General features: G+C 49.1%; 17 protein-coding genes and 3 pseudogenes. 14 read left to right on the top strand and 6 right to left on the bottom strand.

Going from position 1 to position 17780, the window contains the following annotated elements; genetic code table 11:
• Positions 1-172: 172 nt before the first annotated feature.
• Positions 173-979 (bottom strand): DNA-binding domain-containing protein, encoded by an 807-nt coding sequence (locus DXA15_RS21955; RefSeq protein ID WP_128135443.1) that lies wholly within the window; start codon positions 977-979, stop codon positions 173-175.
• Between the two features lie 114 nt (positions 980-1093).
• Between DXA15_RS21955 and DXA15_RS21960 the strand changes: the two genes are divergently transcribed.
• The 11 genes from DXA15_RS21960 (at position 1094) to DXA15_RS27230 (ending at position 10796) form a co-directional block, all read left to right on the top strand.
• Positions 1094-2395 carry an ABC transporter permease gene (locus DXA15_RS21960; protein ID WP_128135444.1) on the top strand — a complete coding sequence of 434 codons (1302 nt, stop codon included), beginning with the start codon at positions 1094-1096 and terminating at the stop codon, positions 2393-2395.
• A gap of 9 nt (positions 2396-2404) precedes the next feature.
• Entirely contained in the window at positions 2405-3655 is a 1251-nt protein-coding gene (locus DXA15_RS21965; RefSeq protein WP_128135445.1) for an ABC transporter permease, read from the top strand.
• An 80-nt stretch (positions 3656-3735) separates the two neighbouring features.
• Positions 3736-5484, top strand: coding sequence for an ATP-binding protein (locus DXA15_RS21970; protein WP_128135449.1), 1749 nt, complete (start codon positions 3736-3738; stop codon positions 5482-5484).
• A gap of 133 nt (positions 5485-5617) precedes the next feature.
• A complete protein-coding gene (locus DXA15_RS27205) occupies positions 5618-5872 on the top strand; it encodes a hypothetical protein (RefSeq protein WP_233567528.1) in 255 nt (84 codons plus the stop codon).
• Positions 5872-6804, top strand: coding sequence for an ABC transporter permease (locus DXA15_RS21975; RefSeq protein ID WP_233567529.1), 933 nt, complete (start codon positions 5872-5874; stop codon positions 6802-6804). The genes DXA15_RS27205 and DXA15_RS21975 overlap by 1 nt, the downstream gene beginning before the upstream one ends.
• A 129-nt stretch (positions 6805-6933) precedes the next feature.
• Complete coding sequence (locus tag DXA15_RS27210) at positions 6934-7593, top strand: ABC transporter permease (protein ID WP_233567530.1); 660 nt, start codon at positions 6934-6936, stop codon at positions 7591-7593.
• Positions 7590-8207, top strand: coding sequence for an FtsX-like permease family protein (locus DXA15_RS27215; protein ID WP_233567531.1), 618 nt, complete (start codon positions 7590-7592; stop codon positions 8205-8207). The genes DXA15_RS27210 and DXA15_RS27215 overlap by 4 nt, the downstream gene beginning before the upstream one ends.
• 15 nt (positions 8208-8222) lie before the next feature.
• Complete coding sequence (locus DXA15_RS27220; RefSeq protein ID WP_233567532.1) at positions 8223-8882, top strand: ABC transporter permease; 660 nt, start codon at positions 8223-8225, stop codon at positions 8880-8882.
• 14 nt (positions 8883-8896) lie between these two features.
• Positions 8897-9514 carry an FtsX-like permease family protein gene (locus tag DXA15_RS27225; protein ID WP_233567533.1) on the top strand — a complete coding sequence of 206 codons (618 nt, stop codon included), beginning with the start codon at positions 8897-8899 and terminating at the stop codon, positions 9512-9514.
• 20 nt (positions 9515-9534) lie between these two features.
• The gene (locus tag DXA15_RS21990; RefSeq protein ID WP_233567534.1) at positions 9535-10374 is read left to right on the top strand and encodes an ABC transporter permease; all 840 of its coding nucleotides are present in this window, start codon (positions 9535-9537) and stop codon (positions 10372-10374) included.
• A 32-nt stretch (positions 10375-10406) separates the two neighbouring features.
• Positions 10407-10796, top strand: coding sequence for an FtsX-like permease family protein (locus tag DXA15_RS27230; protein ID WP_233567535.1), 390 nt, complete (start codon positions 10407-10409; stop codon positions 10794-10796).
• 110 nt (positions 10797-10906) lie between these two features.
• Here the strand turns inward: DXA15_RS27230 and DXA15_RS21995 are convergent.
• The 4 genes and pseudogenes from DXA15_RS21995 to DXA15_RS22010 form a co-directional block, all read right to left on the bottom strand.
• Positions 10907-11472, bottom strand: a pseudogene (locus DXA15_RS21995) (phosphatase PAP2 family protein).
• Positions 11469-11681 (bottom strand): DUF4250 domain-containing protein, encoded by a 213-nt coding sequence (locus DXA15_RS22000; RefSeq protein WP_128135446.1) that lies wholly within the window; start codon positions 11679-11681, stop codon positions 11469-11471. Before DXA15_RS22000 ends, DXA15_RS21995 begins: the two are co-directional and overlap by 4 nt.
• Before the next feature lie 96 nt (positions 11682-11777).
• Positions 11778-12155 (bottom strand): diacylglycerol kinase family protein, encoded by a 378-nt coding sequence (locus DXA15_RS22005; RefSeq protein ID WP_128135447.1) that lies wholly within the window; start codon positions 12153-12155, stop codon positions 11778-11780.
• A 37-nt stretch (positions 12156-12192) separates the two neighbouring features.
• Positions 12193-13461 carry a DNA recombination protein RmuC gene (locus DXA15_RS22010; RefSeq protein WP_007653627.1) on the bottom strand — a complete coding sequence of 423 codons (1269 nt, stop codon included), beginning with the start codon at positions 13459-13461 and terminating at the stop codon, positions 12193-12195.
• Between the two features lie 161 nt (positions 13462-13622).
• Between DXA15_RS22010 and tpx the strand changes: the two genes are divergently transcribed.
• The 3 genes and pseudogenes from tpx (at position 13623) to DXA15_RS22020 (ending at position 15775) form a co-directional block, all read left to right on the top strand.
• Complete coding sequence (gene tpx / locus DXA15_RS22015; RefSeq protein WP_007653626.1) at positions 13623-14129, top strand: thiol peroxidase; 507 nt, start codon at positions 13623-13625, stop codon at positions 14127-14129.
• A 61-nt stretch (positions 14130-14190) separates the two neighbouring features.
• Complete coding sequence (locus DXA15_RS27235; protein ID WP_158579697.1) at positions 14191-14331, top strand: hypothetical protein; 141 nt, start codon at positions 14191-14193, stop codon at positions 14329-14331.
• Between the two features lie 227 nt (positions 14332-14558).
• Positions 14559-15775: pseudogene (locus DXA15_RS22020) on the top strand (MFS transporter).
• Between the two features lie 88 nt (positions 15776-15863).
• On the opposite strand, the pseudogene DXA15_RS22025 reads toward DXA15_RS22020, so the two are convergent.
• A pseudogene (locus DXA15_RS22025) lies at positions 15864-17455 on the bottom strand (arylsulfatase).
• Between the last annotated feature and the right edge of the window lie 325 nt (positions 17456-17780).

The raw sequence follows: 17780 nt of genomic DNA on the forward strand, positions 1-17780 counted from the left end.
AACTTTTTCCCCTCTCGAGAGGGGGCAGGGGGTGGTGTTATAGCCGGGCAAATACCCTTACCCTCTTCCCCGTTCAGCGAGGGTAACGGATAGCCTAAGGTAGGATGCTACCGCACCCCGATGCTGTTGAGTGCTGCACCCTGATGCGGATGATAGCCGCACCCTGGTGCAGTTAGTCACCGCATCCCGATGCGGTAGTGGCGGAGACGGTAAGGGTAACCATCCCCATCCGAGGCACCTTATAGAGGCGATAACTGGCATTGTACTGGCTCCACACCTCCACCACCCACCTGCCCGGTGTCAGCGGCTCGGGCGGCAGAAAGGCAAGGCTGGGAGATTCGTTGATGAAGACCATGCGAGGTTCGATGAAATACTTTTTTTCGCCTTCTTCCTGGCGGATGACGATCCCGACATCGGGATGGTCGCCCATCACTTTCAGCCGCTTGCCGTGGATAAAGAGCGGAAGGGTATAGCCAGCAGGGATGACGCAAAACTCCCGGCCTTCCTGGTTGAGGTAACGGTCGTTGTGGATGCTGACTTCGTTGGGAAGGGGGGCGTTCGGGAAGAACTGGATAACCTCTGCGGGGAACCAGTCGGCCAGCTGGTTGAGGCGTGGTGAAGGGCGTAGGTTGATACGGATGGCATGCCGTTCGCGGTCGAACTTTTCAAATTCGGTCTTGAAGCGGCCGCCGACGGTCAGTTCTGTCCGCCCCAGGCCGAAGTCGACGTTGAAGCCGTCTTCAATCGCCCCGTATATCTCTTCCAGCATGGTGTTGAAAGAGGCGATGAGCGTTCCGTGCGAATACGAACTGCGGTTTCTGACGGCCCGTTCGGCGATATCGTCGAGTGTCAGGCTCGGATGGTTGGGAAGTGTCCCTCTAAAGAACGGTTCCTGGCCGGGAAGTTGGCTTTTACTCAGTTTAACGAATAGTTTGCCGGGTTTAACGGTCATTTTTGATTTAGGTAGCTCTTTATCCATAACACACATAGATTAATGTTAAACGACAAAGATAAGTAATATGTTCAGACAATATCTCATACAGGCTTTGAATCTGATGAAACAGAATCACATAAATTAAGAAAGGTAATATATATGTACAAACAGTATCTCAAACAAGCCTGGCAACTGATGAAGCAGAACCGCTTCTTCAGCTTCGTCTATATTCTGGGGACGGGGCTTGCCATCTCGATGGTCATGGTCATGGCGATCGTGTATTATATCCGTACCGCGGATATCGCTCCCGAAGACTGCCGGAGCAGGCTGTTGCAGTTGAACTATGCCTCCGTGAAGTCGAAGGATGAGGAAAAAGGGGGGACCTACAACTGGATGCTTTCGTACCATGCGGCACGGCAGATTCTGGACGGGCTGTCCGAAGTGGAGGAGGTCTGTTTACGGATCGACCCGGGTAGCACAAGCCAACTTATGGGGACTGTCTATTCGCAGCTGCCGGGAAGCGCCGACCGCTATAAAACCCGGTTGATGGCTACCGACGCTGCCTTCTGGCGTATCTTCAGTTTCCGGCTGCTGCATGGCAAACCTTATACCGATGAAGAATATGAGAGCGGCATGAAACGGATCGTGTTGAGCGAATCGTATGCCCGCAAACTGTTCGGTTCGGCTGATGTGATTGGCAAAGGGGTTATGATTAATCAGGTGGAGTACCGGGTGGCCGGGGTGGTGGAAGATGTTTCGTCCGTCATGACGATGACCTGTGCCGATGCCTGGGTGCCTGTTTCCTCTGTGCCTGCTTTGGTGGAGGCGGGGGGAGCCGAACGATCGGCAGGACCTGTCTGTGCTTATATGCTGGCAAAGAGCACGGCCGGCTTTGAGGCGATCAGGGATGAGGTGAATCGCCGCCGGCTTCAATATAATACGACTTTGCAGGAACGGTATGTGGATGCCTTCAGTCTTTCCACGCCGCAGCAGACACAGATAGGCAGTCTCGACTATAGAATGTCTTATGCCGATATTATCCGTCGCTACCTGCTGATCGCGTTGGTTTTCCTGCTCGTCCCGGCTATCAATCTGACGGGGCTTATCTCGTCGAGGATGCAGGAACGTACCGAAGAGATGGGGTTGCGGAAAGCCTTCGGGGCCCGTTCGCATTCCTTGGTGACGCAGGTGCTGACCGAGAACCTGCTGTTGACCTGTATCGGGGGAGTGGTCGGTTTGCTGGTGTCGTGGCTGCTGGTAGTCGTATTGCGCAATTACCTGTTGAGCAGTTTTGGGTTTATGAATGAGGGGAATGTACAGCTGACGTTCGACATGCTGTTTAACCTGCCGTTATTCCTTTCGGCTTTCGGGTTGTGTGTCGTGCTCAACCTGCTCTCGTCGCTGCTGCCGGTATGGAAGGCGACACGCCGTCCGATAGTAGATTCAATCAACGATAAATAAGGATACATTATGATAAGACATCTGTTTAAACTAATATGGACACAGCGCCGTTTCAACGTCTGGATCGTGCTGGAGTTGTTTGTCGTATCCACACTGATGTGGTACATTGTCGATTACCTGAGCGTCCTGGCCATCACCGCCAGTACCCCGACAGGCTTCAATATCGAGAATACCTATAAACTGAACCTTGCGCTGAAGCAGGCGAACGAAAACGGGTATGTCACCTACGAGGAAGGTAGCCCGGAGCCTTACCAGAACCTGAAACGCATCGAAGAACGCCTGCGCCGGCATCCCGATATCGAAGGGGTGAGCGTGGGCGAATGGCATTATCCTTATTGCCGTAGCAATTCGAACAATAGCTACTGGAGGGATACATTGAGGGTGAATACCGAGATACTGACCGTTACGCCGGATTACTTCCGTGTCTTCCGCGTGTCTTCTGCCGACGGTGGCAGCCCGGAGACACTGGCACAGGCGATGGGGAGTGATTATATAATTACTCCGGCCGTCGAAGAACGGCTCTTTCCCGGCTCTTCCGCTATCGGAGGTTTTATCTTCGATCGCGACGACAGCCTGAATATGCGTGTGGCAGGAGTTACCACGCTGATGAAGCGGATGGAGTTTAGCCGTCCGGCATGTTTTCTCTTTATGCCTTTGGACGAATCGGACAGGGTACTTTTGGGGGAGAACGATTTATGGAGTTCTACCGATATCTGTTTCCGGGTGAAAGAGACGGCGGCTACGGCCGACTTTGCCGAACGTTTTGCCCGCGAGATGCGTCCGCAGTTGCAGGTGGGTAACTTCTATTTGTCGGAGATCACGCCTCTCAGCGATTTTCGCGAGGAGCAGTTGGAGTGGGTATATAGTCCGCTGCGTTTCCGGATCGGCTTTTCGATCTTCTTCCTGACCAATATCTTCCTGGGAATAATCGGGACTTTCTGGCTGCGCATCAACAAGCGGCGGTCGGAGATCGGATTGCGCATGGCGGTCGGTTCTTCCCGGCGTATGGTGTTGTGGCAGATGATAGGCGAGGGGTTGGTGTTGCTGGTCATCGCTTTTATCCCGTCTTTGCTTGTTTGCCTGAATCTGGTACAGGTGGATTTACTGCCGGAAGAATATATGGATGTAACGCCTTTGCGCATCTTGCTGAATACGGTGATAACGTTTACCCTGCTGGCTGTTGTCGTCTGCCTGGGTACCTGGTATCCGGCACGCCGCTCGGCAAAGATCGAGCCGGCTGAGGCGCTGCATTATGAATAGGGGATAGGGAATGTTTGGTATTACTTAAACTTTTTCTGTCTTCTATTACAATAAATCCGTACATTTGTTCCTGTCGATCAATAAATACAGTCAGATATGGAAGCAAAGAATATACGTACGGGTTGACAGACTTCGCCCGCATTCAGAAGGATAATTATTACTATGTGGATAAAACACAGTATATTCCTCTGATAGAGCGGGCGGCACCTTATTTTTTCCTGATCCGTCCCCGCCGCTTTGGGAAGTCGTTACTAATAGATGTACTTACCTGGTATTACGATATCAACCGGAAAGACCGCTTTGAGGAGGTGTTTGCCGGATGTCGCATTGTGGATAACCCGACGGCCGAACAGGGAAAATACCTGATCCTGAGTTTCAACTTCTCGGATGTAAACCCGATGCCGGATAAGGTATTCGAGTCGTTCGAGCAGCACTGTGGTTTCCGGTTTATGGAGTTTGCCGACAGCTACGGGCGTTTCTTTGAACCAGGTTTCCGTGAAGAATTGATGCGGCAACCTTCGGCCGATGCCAAGTTTTCTTATCTGGTATCGAGGGCTACCCAGCTCGATCTCCCGATCTATCTTTTCATTGATGAGTACGACAACTTTGCCAACGCCATCCTGGCCCGCGAAGGGCACGACCGTTATCATGCGCTGACTCACAGCGAAGGCTTCTTCCGTTACTTCTTCAACAAGATCAAGGCGGCAGCGACGGGTGACAGGGCGATCAAACGTATGTTTATTACCGGCGTTTCGCCTGTGACGATGGATGATGTGACGAGCGGTTTCAATATTGGTGCTAATATGAGTGCTGACTCGCGTTTCAATGGTCTGGTGGGATTCAGTGAAGAGGATCTGAAGACGATGCTGAACTATTACGATGCTCAGGGGATGCTTTCCGATGGTGTGGAGGATATTATCAAGGTGATGAAGCCGTGGTATGATAACTATTGTTTCTCTAAGCGGTCGCTCAATGAGCCGATGTACAATTCGGATATGGTGCTTTACTTCCTGAATAATTATCTGCCTCATCAAGAAGCTCCCGACCAGATGATTGACAACAATATCCGTACCGACTATAATAAGTTGCGCCACCTGATCCGTATTGATAAGACTTTTGGAGTGAATGCATCAATTATTCAAGATGTGGTAGCCAACGGAAGTATTAGGGCTGAGATAAATTCGTCTTTTCCTGCCGAGGCAATTGTGCTACCGGAGAATTTCAAGAGTCTGCTCTACTATTTCGGTCTACTCTCCATTCAGGAAGTATCCATGGGGCGCACTATCTTGGGAATCCCTAACCTGACTGTTCGTGAGCAACTTTATACTTATCTGATTGAAGCCTACCGCGAAGCTCATATCTTTAACCTCGATTATCATGAACTGGAAGATCTGGTCTGGAAGATGGCTTACCAAGGTGAGTGGGAACCTGTCTTCCGCTATTTCGCCTCCGAACTCGAACGGCAGAGCCGGGTACGTGAGTTTATCGAAGGCGAGGCGCATGTGAAAGGTTTTCTGTTGGCTTATCTCGGAATGGTGGGTGGTTATATCATTCAGCCGGAGTACGAGGCAGGTAAAGGTTATGCCGATTTCTATATGATGCCCGATTTGCTCCATCAGCCTGACATTGCTTACAGCTATATCGTTGAAGTAAAATATGCCCGTCGTGATGCGACGGATGCCGATATCGAGACTTTGCGCCGGGAAGCAACCGGGCAACTGCAACGTTATGCCGCTGATCCGCTGGTGGCTCAGACCAAAGGGGATACTCGCCTGGGTCTCATTACCCTGGTCTTTAAAGGGTGGGAACTGGTTGTTTGCGAGATGTAGGCGGTAGTGTTCGATACTGTGATGACTGTTCAGTATCGAACACTATCTGTTTTATACTTTTGCTTATTATCAACGGGTTATATTTGTGGCACGGCATTTGCTTTTAGTCCGGCATAACAAATAAAACCGTATTATGTACAAACAATACTTCAAACAAGCCTGGAACCTGATGAGGCAAAACCGCTTCTACAGCGGGGTGTATATCATCGGGACGGGACTTGCCATTTCGATGGTGATGGTGATAGCGATCGTGTATCATATCCGTACCGCCGACATCATGCCTGAAGTGCACCGCAGCAAATACCTTTATATCGACCAGGTGAAATATGAACGGGGGAAAGGGAACAGCAATTTCTTTGGGGCATCCGTTCCGCCAAAGAATGCCTGATGCCGCTGAAGTCGGCGAAGGAGGTGGCGATTATGACCAATACTGCCATTACCAGCCTGCTTTATGGCGATACCTATGTGCAGATTCCCGGGGGAGACGACCCGCAGAAAGTGCAGATGATGGGGACGAACAATAGCTTCTGGCGCCTCTTCTCTTTTTCCTTTGTCGAAGGGAAACCGTTCAGCGAGGAGGAGTTCCAGTCGGGTTTCCCCCGCGTGGTCGTTTCCGAATCGCTGGCACGCCGTATCTTTTCGACAACGACCGGCGTGACGGGGAAAAGCATCCTGCTGGATGATACGGAATATTCCGTCAGCGGCGTGGTGAAAGATGTCTCTGCCGTGACACCGTCCGTTTATGCCGATATGTGGGTGCCTTATACTTCCATGCCGCTGGTTATGGAGGCTACCGACGAACGCGATGTGTCGGTGGGTCTGCTGACGGTCTGTATTCTGCCTGCCGACGGAATGGGGATCGACAAGGTGAGCCGGGAACTGGAAGAGTTGATCGACCGCTATAATACGACCCTGGCCGACGGCAAGATCAGTATGATGAACGGCGTGGAGACGCATCTGACACATGTGATCCGTCAGTTCGTGATGGGCGGTTCCGTGACGGCGGTTTACCTGATGCTTCTGTTTCTGATCCTTCTTTTCCTGCTGATTCCGGCACTGAACCTGTCCGGCCTGAACGCTTCGCGGATGCAGGACCGCATCTCCGAGCTGGGGGTGCGGAAGGCTTTCGGGGCGCGTAAGAACCGGCTGTTGACACAGATACTGATAGAAAACCTGTTGCTGATGTTGCCGGGCGGATTGGTCGGGTTGCTGGTCTCGTATGGGATGGTGGCGCTCTTCCAGCAGTTGCTGCTTGCACCGGGTATCATTGCGATGGTACAAGGCAGTGTGCAGACGGAACTGACCTCGGGATGCTGCTGAGTCCGGCGGTGTTCGGCTATGCGTTTCTGGTCTGCTTCCTGCTGAACCTGATGTCGTCGATGATCCCTGCCTGGCGTGCGATCCGTGTGAATATAACTGAGTCATTAAACCACAATTAAAGAGATAGATATGCTGTTACATATACTGAAACTGATCAAGACGCAACGCCGCAGCAATGCCTGGGTGTTTATAGAACTACTTGTTGTCTTCGTACTGCTCTGGTACGCCGTCGACCGGATGACGATGAGCCGGATCACACAGACGCAACCGATGGGATACTCGTTTGAGAATGTATATAAGGTGACGCTGGCCGTGCGCCCTTCCACCAGTGCTTCCTATATTGCCTACGAACAGGGAAGCCAGGGGGCGGGAGAAGATTTCATGCGTATCATCCGCCAGTTGGAGACGCATCCCGATGTGCAGATGGTAGGCTTGGCGAACGAGGCTTCGATGCCTTATACCTATATGTCCAACTCGGATACTTATTTTCAGGAGAAAGACTCTCTTTTCCGTACTGCTCTCGACTTCTACGTTACGCCCGGTTATTTCCGTGTATTCGATATACATACGGCCGGTGGCGGTTCGCCGGACGAACTGGCTTCCGCTATTCAGGAAGGTATCCTGCTCAGTGAGCCGATGGCAATGAAATGTTTCAGTTCGACCCAGGTGGACGGCCGGGAGTTGCTTATTATTCAGGATGACACCCTGCGTTACCGTGTGAAGGGGGTGACGGAAGCCATTAAACGGGAAGAGTTTAGCCAGCCGCCTCGATTGTCTTTAAAGAGATGAAAGAGCGGAGTATCCTGCGGATGAGTGAACAGGAGTTGGGGAAGATGCAAATCTGTTTCCGTCTCCGTCCGAATGCGGCGTCGGAGAGTGCTTCCGAATATGCCGTTCGTTTTAAGAAAGAGATGAAACACCGGCTGGCGGCAGGCAATTTCTGGTTGGCCAACGTACAATATTACCCCGATGTACGCACCCATTATCTGGAGACTTCGATGAATACGAACGGGGGAAAGCTGGACATTGCGATCAATATATTTCTGCTGATCAATGTCTTCCTGGCTGTGATCGGAACGTTCTGGTTCCGTGTGAACCGCCGCCGTAACGAGTTGGGGCTTCGCATGGCCGTCGGTTCCAGTCGCCGCCGCTTGCAACAGTTGCTTATCGGCGAAGGATTGATGATACTAACCATAACCGCCGTACCCGCCTTGCTGATTTGTGTGAACGTGGCCTTTGCCGGCCTGCTGAGTACGGAGGTGATGGAGGTGACTGTCGGCCGCCTGTTGCTTGTCAGCCTGCTGACGTGGCTGTTACTGGCCGTAATCATCACACTGGCTATCTGGTATCCGTCCCGTAAGGCGGCCCGTCTTGAACCGGCGGAAGCCTTGCATTATGAATAAACAAATACTGACATTATGTATAAAATCTATTTAAAACAAGCACTTGCCATGCTGAAGGAGAACAAACTCCTGGCCTTGATCTCTATCCTGGGTACGGCATTGGCTATCTGCCTGATCATGGTGATGGTGATCACGTATCAGGTACGTGTCAAAAACTATTCTCCCGAGGACAACCGCGACCGGACGATGTATGTGCGGTGGGGCGGACGGACCTATAAAGGGGAGCAGTACGGGAACGGTTATCTTTCCCTGCGTACGATCAAAGAGTGTTTCCTGCCGTTGAAGACACCCGAGGCAGTGTCGTTTATCTCTCCCTGCCGTAGCCTGCTGGCATCTTTGCCGGGCGGGAAGGAGAAGAAAGATTGCCTGATGATGTTTACCGACGATGTATTCTGGAAAGTCTTCAACTTCGAATTCATATCCGGCAGTCCTTATACGAAAGAGGAAGTGGCTTCGGGTATAAAGAAGGTAGTCATCAGCGAGTCGACCGCCCGACGGTTATATGGCACGGCCGATGCTGCCGGCAAAACGATTATGATCGCTTATAAGCCTTACACGGTCGGCGGGGTGGTAAAGGATATTTCGACGATTGCCAAAGCGGCATATGCGGAGGCGTGGATTCCTTATACGGCTTCGGCTGCCGATTTGAGCGATGATCCTGGGCGGAGAATATAACGGGATGGTTCCAGGTGATTATCCTGGCCCGTTCGGCATCCGATTTCGATACAATCAGGAAAGAAATAAGCAACCTGCAAGCACAATATAACAGTTCGTTGAAGGATTATAAGCTCGTATTATACGATCAGCCGGATACGCAACTAGAATTGGAGATTAAAGGAGTGAGGGCTATCGGACCTGACAAGACAAGGACGATCGTGCAGTATTTGCTGATTATCGTAATTCTGTTGTTGGTGCCGGCAATCAATCTTTCCGGCATGACCTTGTCGCGGATGCGCAGCCGCCTGCCGGAGATAGGTATACGCAAGGCGTTCGGAGCGACCAAAGGCAGGTTGCTGGTGCAGATACTGTCGGAGAATCTGTTTCTGACCCTGCTGGGAGGGGTGGTCGGACTGCTCTTCTCTTACATTGGCATCTTCCTGTTGAGAACCTGGTTGCTGAGTAATAGCTTCGGTTCCATCTCTTCCGTATTCGGCGGTACACCGATGTTGTCTGTTTCTGAGTTGCTTAATCCGGTGATATTCCTCTATGCTTTTCTGTTTTGCCTGATACTGAACCTGCTGTCTGCCGGAATACCTGCCTACCGGATGTCGCGCAAAGAGGTGATAGAGGCTTTGAATGAAAACTAAACCGTTAAAATAGTACGAAGATGATCAAACATATCATTAAATTAATATGGAACCAGCGGAAAAGTAATAGCTGGTTGTTAGGGGAATTGTTGCTTGTGACGGTTTGCCTGTGGTATATTGTGGATTATTTGCTGGTTGTATTATGTACGTTCAGTGCGCCGGTCGGTTTCGACCTCGATCATACCTATAAGTTTGAGTTTAACGCCCGGGAAGAGGGGGCCGAAGGGTATCTGACACCTGGAGAACATCCCGCCAAAGCCGGTGAAGATTTGTGGGAGGCGATGGAGCGCATACGCAGGATGCCGGGCGTTGAAGAAGTGGCTTTATCCAGGTTTGGCGTTCCTTATAATAGCATGGATAATTACCAGCCTCTTCGCCGGGATACGCTTTCGGATGCTGTTTCCTGCCGTATCCAGTTTGTTACTCCGGAGTATTTTGATGTGTATCGTATCGGTTCCGCTATTTCCGGAAATCCTGAAGAACTGAAAGATGGGATAGGCGGTATGAAGGTTATTATAACCCGGGATGCGGCGGAGAGGCTTTTTCCGGAGAAAAGTGTAAAGGACGCAGTAAAACAGACTGTTTATACAAATAATAATTCAGGAACGATGACCATTGGCGGAATTAGCCAGGAGGTCCGCCGGTCGGAATTTAGCAAGGTGGGAGCAAGAATCTATATTAATCAGAGTGAGGCGGAGGTAAAGACCGTCTCGGCAGAGATGTTACCCTGGATGGAAGTCTCCGTGCGGGTTAAACCGGAAGCTGACAGGAACTTTGCCGATGTATTCATGCAGGAGAAGAGTGACCAGGTAGAGATCGGTAACCTCTACCTCAGAATATTATCCCGCTTTCCAATATAAGGGAAGATGCCTTGCGGGATGGAAAAGGGGAGATGAAAACGCGTTTGTCTATCCTGCTTTTCCTGCTGGTGAATATCTTTTTGGGGATTGTCGGTACTTTCTGGTTCCGTACCCGTCAGCGGCAGGGGGAAATGGGACTTCGGATGGCATTAGGGGCTACCCGGGGGCAGTTGAGGATGACGGTGTTGGGCGAGGGGCTTGTGTTGCTGACGCTTGCGTTTATTCCGGCCGTTGTCATCTGTCTGAATATTGCTTTTGTCAATCTGATTGATTCGAACCTGATGGATAACAGCTTCCTGCGTTTTACGGGAGGGATGCTGGTTACTTTCCTGCTGGTCGCAGGGATGATTATTGCCGGTATCTGGTATCCGGCGAACGAGGCGGCACAGCTGCAACCGGCAGATGCTTTACATTACGAATGATTAAACCTCATGGAATATTGAGTTAGTCACATATAGACTTGTAATTAAGCCCGGATCTGTAGCGAGTACACGTCTGGGCTGCTTTTTCTTTTCCGTTATGTCTGTTATGCTTAGAAGGTCATGGAAGCATAAATACCGAAATGTTTGTCACCGGCCAGCGGACTGAGGGTCAGGTTGTGCTTTTGGGCAAACGGACGGGTGAAGATATAGCACTGCCGATACCCATGGCGGCTCCGGCGGCCACATCCCACCAGTCGTGCTTCTTGGCATACGTACGGCTCCATCCTACATAGGTCGCTACGGCATACGCCGGGATACCCCATTTCCAACCGTAACGGCGCTGGATAAAAGCAGCGCCCGTAAACGATACGGAGGTATGCATGGAAGGAAACGAATGGTTGTCGCTGCCGTCGGGACGTTCTTTCTTTACCAGGTACTTCAGCGCATAGGTCATGCCGACCGTACTGACCCCGGCCAGTGCTCCCTGTTTCAATCCCTGCCAGTCCTGAAGGATCAGCACGGTTGCCAAGCTCGCCGCAGGAGTAAGGCAGGCCAGCACGTCGCCCGATTTACGGACGGCATTACGGCTACCGCTTAGTTTGACCTCTTGTGCATGGCTGTTGAAACAGACCATGAATGCCAGAAGAAAGGTAAAAAGATAGGTTGTTCGTTTCATATTTTCTTTGTTGATGCAAAGTAGAAACGGAAGTTACCAGACTTATTGTTTTCAGCACTGTATTCAAAGCCGGCAACGGCAAGTTTATGGACAAGCATGTCTTTGTCTACGTCCATCTTACGGCATAATTCATCAAGGGATGCATATTTGTCGCGCAGTTTCATGTTAACTACGCTGAAAAGCATCGTCGGGTCTTCGGGAAGTTTCATTGTTATGTGTAATTAAAATTAATAGTGAATATTTGAAATAACTGTTGTTTGTTCTGTTTTGTTTAAAATGTTCGGATTTGTTTAAAACGTACGGATTCAATATAAAGCAATCAGCTTGGGAAAAAAGATGATTCCGCCTACTATTGCGGCGGCAATCGCCATTAACAATACGGCTCCGGCTGCCAGGTCTTTGGTCCGTTTGATTGCTTCGCTATATTCGGGCGATACAAAGTCGGCAATAGCTTCCAGCGCTGAGTTGACGGCTTCGGCTGCCAGCACGGCGCCGATCACGATTACGACAGCTACCCATTCCATGCGCGACAACCCTAGAAGAACACCGGCAATCACCACGCATACAGCTGCAAAACAATGTATCCAGGCATTATGTTCTTTCGTGATCAACAAACGTATCCCGTTGAACGCATACCGGAAACTCCGTAGCCGCTTGCGGAAAGTAAAGCCATCATTTTTCATATATCCATTCTGTTGAGGTGGCAAAGATAGGTATTTTTTATGATTCTTCCTCTTCTTCCGTCAATGGTCCCAATTCCGGTATGATTGCACGGGCTTCGCGGCCGCTCAGGGTGTCTACGTCTTTCAGCTTGCGTTGGATGGCGCGGGTACGGGTTCCGAGTACTTCTTCTATCTGGCCGCTGGCCGTTTGCAGGTTCTTCTGCGCTTTTTCCAGCATGCCGCCTACTTTTTCGAACTCTTTCTTTACCGCACCGAGTATGGTCCATACTTCGCCGGAATGTTTCTGGATGGCCAGTGTGCGGAAACCCATTTGCAGGCTGTTCAGGATAGCGGCAAGGGTGGTAGGCCCGGTTACGACAACCTTATAGGTCCGTTGCAATTCATCCAGCAGGGCGGAGCGGCGCACTACTTCTGCATAAATGCCTTCGAAGGGAAGGAACATAATACCGAAATCGGTCGTCGCGGGGGGAGCCAGGTATTTGTCGGAAATGTCTTTAGCCATCTTTTTGATGGTTGTTTCGAGCAGCTTGCCTGCCGTTTCGATAGCCTGCGGGTCGGCATTGTCGTAAGCGTCCAGCAATTGTTCATAAATATCTTTGGGAAATTTGGCGTCGATGGGGAGGTAAACGTATTCGCGGATATCGTCGCGCCCCGGGAGCTTGACGGCAAATTCCACGACCGCGTCCGAACCTTTGCGGGTGTGGACGTTCGCTTCGTATTGTTCCGGTGCCAGTATTTGTTCCAACAACATGCTCAGTTGTATTTCTCCGATGTTTCCTCGTGTCTTCACATTGCTCAGTACCCGTTTCAGGCCGCCAACGTCCTGCGCCAGTGTCTGCATTTCCCCTAAACCTTTCTGTACGCTTTCCAGTTGTTCGGTAACGAGGCGGAAAGACTGGCCGATGCGGTCGTTCAGTGTCTTCTGTAATTTCTCGTCTACCGTGACGCGGATTTCATCCAGGCGCTTTTCGGTGTTGGCAACCAGCAGGCGTTGCTGTTCGTCGAGGTTGGCGAACTTTTCCCGTTGGAGGTTGTTGAAAGAAGCGATGCCCCGGTCGAAAGCCTCCCTGAATTCGTTCATGGAGCGGGTCAGTTCTTCCCGGTTGTCGCGGGCAACGATACGGCCCTCTTCGCGGTTCAGCCGGAAGTCTTCCCGGAAGTTCTTTTCAATGCGTTCGAAGGAACGTTGCATTTCATCGAGCAAGCGTTTCAGTTCGTTCTGTGTATCGGATTTATCCTCTTTCGGGCGGAATAAGATTTGTAAAACAATGATAATAAGAAGTCCGCAAATAATTAACCAGTTCATGTCGTTCTATTTTGCGGCAAAGATAGAAAAACAGTTCTTAGGGCAAGTGATTAAAAAGAGTTAAAAGGAAAAACATTCTTCATTAACGTTTGTTTTAGTCATACAAAGCGGCCTATATTTGTACGTCGCTTTTTAGTAACAAAACATAAAATACTACAAAGATGGCAAAGATAACATTTAAAGGTAATCTGGAAGTAAATACAAACGGAACATTACCGGCAGTCGGAGCAGAGGCTCCCGATTTCAAAGGAGTAAAAAGTGACTTATCTGAATTATCACTGAAAGAACTGAAAGGAAAGAACGTTGTAATCAATGTTTTTCCGAGTTTGGATACAGCCGTATGTGCTGCTTCGGTGAGACGTTTCAACAAAGAAGCTGCTTCTTTGCCAAATACTGTGGTGCTGGCTGTATCGAAAGATTTGCCTTTTGCGCACGGACGTTTCTGTACTACGGAAGGTATTGATAAAGTGATTACACTTTCTGCATTCCGCTGTTCGTGCTTTGAAGATAAGTACGGGATGCTGATGGTTGACGGTCCGCTGAAAGGGTTACTGGCCCGTGGCGTGATAGTAGTCGACGAAGCAGGCAAGGTGGTATATGAGGAACTGGTTCCTGAAATTACCAACGAACCGAATTACGAAGCCGCAATCGCTTCGCTAAAAAACTAAATAAGTAGATTATTGTTTTTCATTGGTTAAAGTTAAGGGTTAGTGTAGAAGGCTGTCGGATGTGAATCCCGCAGCCTTCGTTTTGTTGTACCGAAAACTTTCGTATGCCGATGATACCCGCCGGAAATTTCCTAATTATCAGGTACGCCAGTATATCGTATATATCTGCGCCAACCGCTGGTGGAAATGCTGGGAGGTATAGCGAAAAAAACAGCATTGTTATTAATCATCGTTTGGTAATTCATATTTTATTCGTATACTTGCAGAAAATAAAATAATCTTTATGTGTTCAATAACTTCTAAATCAGGCATCATTTATTTGGTGTGATAAACGGATAAGATCCTTTTTGTCTTCTGAGTTTATATTGTCGATTTCCCGGAACCGTGGGGGAATCCCGTATCTATTATTGTTATATTATAAAAGAAGTTATGAATAACTGGAAAAAAGTTTTCGCCATTATATGGACCGGTCAGTTCTTCTCTATCCTGACCAGTTCAATCGTTAATTTTGCAATCATCCTATGGCTTAGTTTTGAAACGAAATCGGCAGAAGTACTGGCTTTTGCTGCCATAGCAGCCATGCTTCCGCAATCGGTATTGGGACTGTTTACCGGTATCTTTGTAGACCGTTGGAAAAGGAAGCGGGTGATGATACTGGCAGATAGCTTTATCGCTTTCTGTACATTGATCCTGGCTGTCCTGTTCTATCTGGATATAGCGAAGATCGAACATATTTATATTTTATTGGCTTTGCGTTCGGTAGGTTCGGCTTTTCACATGCCGGCCATGCAGGCGTCGGTCCCTTTGCTGGCTCCGAAGTCGGAACTGATTCGTATTGCCGGCATCAACCAAATTATCCAGTCTGCCTGTAATATTGCCGGGCCGGCACTGGCTGCGCTTTTCATCTCTTTTATGAAGATGACGAATATCCTGCTGCTGGATGTGATTGGTGCGGCTCTGGCATGTACTTCACTCTTGTTTGTGAAAATTCCTGATCCGGATAATACGGAAAAAACGCAGAAAGTACATCTCTTGAAAGAAGCGAAGGAAGCCTTGACAGAGGTCCGTGCACAAAACGGATTGTCGTGGTTGTTTATCCTTTCTATCATTGCTACATTCTTTATTATGCCGGTCAGTGTTTTGTTTCCGTTGATGACGTTGGATCATTATTCAGGAAATGCTTTTCAGATCAGTCTGGTTGAAGCAGCCTGGGGAATAGGAGCCTTGCTAGGCGGTGCTTTTCTGGGGATGAAGAAGTTTAAGCTGAATGAGATTTCATTGATAACTGGATGTATATCCTGTTGGGAGTTACGTTCGGACTGTCCGGTATCCTGCCGGTTTCAGGTTACCCGTTGTTTGTCGTATTGACGGCGGTTGGCGGTATATCCGGTTCTCTTTATATGGCCTCCTTTACGACGGTGGTACAGACACGTATTAATCCGGTGGTGATGGGGCGTGTGTTCTCGTTTTATATGAGTGTTAGTCTGTTGCCTTCGATGATCGGATTATTGAGTACTGGATTTCTGGCGGATACGATCGGTATTGGGAATACATTTATAATCGGTGGGGGACTGGTGGGAGTGATCGGTGTGATCTCGTTTGCTTTGCCAGCCATAAAAGAATTGAAGAAGGGATTTGATAAATAGTAAAAAGTTTCACTATAGCACACAGATGACGCAGATCGGACAGATGAGCACAGATTTTCAGTGTGCCATAGTGAGACTTTTGTAACGTTTACTCTTTCCCGCTTTGATCCGGATAGAGCGATTTATAATACTTGACGCGTTCTCCCCAGGGACGGTATTCAAATGGAAAGACATGCTTTTCTTCGGCCCATCGGTTCCATTTATTTTCTAAAACTTTTACTTTCTCCGGGAACAAGGCTGCCTGGTCGTTTTCTTCAAACGGATCAGTCGTCAGGTCAATCAACTCCCAGGGATGTTTGGCATTATCACGTACCAGTTTCCAGCCGTCTGAAATGATGGCACAGGAAGTGTTGTGTTCGAAAAATAAATCCCGTGAAGCCAGCTTTCTATTTTGGATGGCGGGCAACAGGCTTTCCCCTTCAGTGGTATGTAACTTTTTGTTGTTGAATTGTTTGGGATATTTGACTGAAGCCATTTCCAGGCAAGTAGGCATAACATCAATAATATGGCTGAACTCCCGGCTGAATTTGCCTTTGAGAACATTCTTTTGCGGATCGCCATAGGTAACGATGAAGGGAGCACTTGTACCTCCCTGGAAACACAATGCTTTATAATCCCTGTAAGGTGTATTGCTCAAATCCGCCTGCAACTGAGCTATAAATCCGCCTTCCCGGGTGGCGCCGTTATCGCTCATAAACAGGAAAATAGTATTATCGTAGATTCCTTTTTCTTTGGTAGCGGCAATAACTTCCCCGATGCCGTCGTCCATTATTTCAATCATGGCGGCATAGGTAGCCATATCGGTTATCCATGCTTCCTGTTGTTCGGGAGTGAGGCTGGTCCACGCCGGGCGCTTCCCTTCGAATTCTTTCTGATGGATGGGAAGCGTATCTCCGGCATTTATCAATCCCATCTCTTTTTGGCGGTCGAAACGTTGTTGCCGCAAGATGTCATATCCCACTTTATACCGTTGCTGGCATGATTCCACCCGTTCTTTGGGGGCTTGCAACGGTCTGTGCGGGGCATAATGTGCCAGGTACATGAACATTGGGAGATCGGCCGGATGGCTGCGGATAAAACTGACGGCTGAATCCGTAATGGCCGTTGTGTAATAAAAGTCGTCGGGGAATTGGGTGATGCGTTTCATGTTCGAATAGACAGGAGTCGGTGTATAATAGCTTCCGCCTCCACTCAGGCAACCATAATATTTATCGAACCCCCGTTGGGTAGGATAACTGCCGTTTGGTTTTTCGAGGCGCCTTCCACTGTCAGATGCCATTTGCCACTCATATAAGTTGCATATCCGTTGGCCTTTAATATTTCGGCAATAGTTGGGAAGTCGGCGGATATCTGTCCCCGGTATCCGGGTCGGTGTTCGTCGACAGCCGTCATCCATCCCATTCCCGCTTCATGCTGGTAACGCCCGGTCATGAGGGCGGCACGGCTGGGACAACTGCGTCCGGTGTTCTTGAACTGGCTGAAACGTACTCCGTTAGTTGCCAGAAAATCAATGTTGGGAGTCTGAACTTCTCCTCCGTAACATCCCAAATCGGAAAATCCCATATCGTCGCATAGGATCAGAATAATGTTGGGATGCGTTTGGTCGCCGGCATTACCGGCTGCCGCGAACTGTGCCATAGAGGCAAGAGCCACGGAACTCAATAGAATTTTATTCGTCATGTTATCTAAGGTTATAGAAATAAATTGTTACTTCTCCTTCTTAATAGAGTTTTCATCATAGATCCGGGGATAAAGTTACGGATAAGTTTTCAGAATATTCTATCCGTCTTTGTGAAAGATATTGTTATGATGCATTTACTGTGTATGGAGCTTGTTGTGGTATTTGTTATAATTGATTATTTATATAAAAGATTATTAATGCGGTTGATAGCGGTGATTGTGTCGATGATTCATTCCTTACTTTAAAAAATAAGATATAAGGTGTTTTTGTATTAAGTTCTTACAGAACTAATTTAATACCGACCCTGCAAATGTAATATTAATT

This window comes from Parabacteroides sp. AM58-2XD (genome assembly GCF_003463685.1).
GTDB lineage: Bacteria > Bacteroidota > Bacteroidia > Bacteroidales > Tannerellaceae > Parabacteroides > Parabacteroides segnis.